We start from the raw sequence: 2,022 nt of genomic DNA on the forward strand, positions 1-2,022 counted from the left end.
GTGCAAGTACCGCTCTGGCAACAAGTGATTAATCCATTACGCCAGCAACTTCGGCAAACCCAGTGCTGGTACACGGTAGCGGAGGTAGGAAACTTAGTAAAGGGGAACTTGCCCCCGCTCAGTTGGAATGAGATTGAGCAAATTATTCGGGCGTACCATACGCACTATCCCGACCGGCAAGGTCAAGACCTGACAGCGCTACCCCTTCATACGCAAGAGCTACTGCAAAATCCGTTTTTCCTACAATTGTATCTGACTGCTGACCATTTTTCTTCCCCCGAGGCTATTGATGAGCTTTCGTTGGTAGAACTATTTGTTCGTGAGCAAATTGAGCGTGGCCCCTACGCTTACGAAAAACTGCACCTCATCCAGCGTATCATTTCTTTAATTACTCAGCATCAATTAACTGATAGCGTAATTAAAACCGAGCTTTTTACTGCTGATACCTCCACTACCGCCTACGAAGAACTGTTGAAAGCCGGAATTCTGGAGGAATCGCTGGAGCTGCGAGGATTGTTTGATGCCGATAAAATGGTACGCTTTGCCAATACCAAGGTGTTGGCGTATACTGTAGTGTCGTATTATCTGCAGCAACATCACAACCGAGTAGATATCGACCTAGCAAAACAACTAGGTCGCCTATTTGAGCGAAGTGAGGTGCTGCCCGAAATATTGCGCTGGCTCATTCTGCTGGGATTCAGAGAAAAAAACGTGGAATTCCTCAGCCAATTCTTCGATCTGGATTTTCTCTTCGTGGATAAAACGTATAATGACTCTATTATTTTTCATCTGGTTATCACCTTAGGGATTCAGTTACGGCGCCACGCAGAACTACGGGAGAAGCTGTGGCCGATCTACGCTCAGCATCCGTTAGGGCGGGCTTACTACTTTGAGTTCTTTGTTGATATAGACTATCTGGTACTCCACCACTACGAAGGTCTTACTATTTACGCTCAACATAAGACTACTCCTGAAGCTCGCTTATTTGTCAACTGTCTGCTATTTTTGAAGGGTTTTCTAAGTGGGAACCGTAATGAGTGCCAAGCGGCTTGCCAGATTATTACGCAAATAGAACCTGACCTTTCTATTCATCCTACCCCACTCGGACGAAGATTCGCTTGTTTGCTACTATACGAGCACTACTACGGAAGTGGAATAGGAGCCGAAATGATTAGTCACCTGCATAAGATAGAAGAGCAGATGCCAGAGTTGGGTGCTCTGGGGCGACATTTGCCTACCTATCATACAATCATTTCGGAGGCTCTCATCTGGTGCGAACACTATGATGATGCCAACCTGGTACTAAAAAATGCGGAGCGGCGATACGCTACCGACGAAACTTTTGTCGGAGCTTCATTTCACCATCAGTTGCTACTCAATCTGGCAAATATTCAAGTGCGTCTGGGGAAATCTGAGCAGGCCAAAGCTACTTTTGGTCGCATAAAACCTTACTTATTTGATGTCCACTCTCGTCAATATAATTTAGTAAGCTATCACTTACTAGAATCGCTACTCTTTCGCACTGAGGGAGAAGTAGCCAAAGCTAAACAAACTTACAAAAAGGCAGAATCCGCCGCTAACATGCTGAAATACAACGGATTAATTGAAAATATTTTCCCTCTTTATCAATGTTGAGTCTATCAGTATACTTACTATATTAGTCACTAAGTTAGCAATTCCAGTAGAAAGAACGCATAGTTATGAACTTTCGTATCGGAGGTTTAGTAGTGAGTGCCGAACCGTTTGTAGTAAATGAAAAATCGTATTCATATTGACCGGGACTTTGGTTGGTTTATTGGTGACTTTGATAATAACCAAAAGCATAAACACTACGCTATCCAGCTGAGCATTCCCCTAGAAAGTAGTATCACTATTAGCGGAGACACCAAAACAATTACATCAGAAGTTCCTATCTTAATTCAATCGAACGTAGTTCATCAAATCGTTTCTAATTCGCGGCATTTTCTGTTACTTATTAATCCGGCTTCTACTATTGGTCATTTTTGGAATGCATTGGTAGAC

2 protein-coding genes are annotated in these 2,022 nt (G+C 43.4%); both read left to right on the forward strand.

Annotated features, from left to right (window positions below):
- On the forward strand, positions 1-1,635 hold a 1,635-nt coding region (locus WBA23_RS02005; RefSeq protein WP_424580566.1), incomplete at its 5' end, for a hypothetical protein.
- 117 nt (positions 1,636-1,752) lie between these two features.
- On the forward strand, positions 1,753-2,022 hold a 270-nt coding region (locus WBA23_RS02010), incomplete at its 3' end, for a hypothetical protein (protein ID WP_424580567.1).

It is taken from the genome of Tunicatimonas sp., assembly GCF_049647865.1.
Taxonomy (GTDB): Bacteria; Bacteroidota; Bacteroidia; order Cytophagales; family Cyclobacteriaceae; genus Tunicatimonas.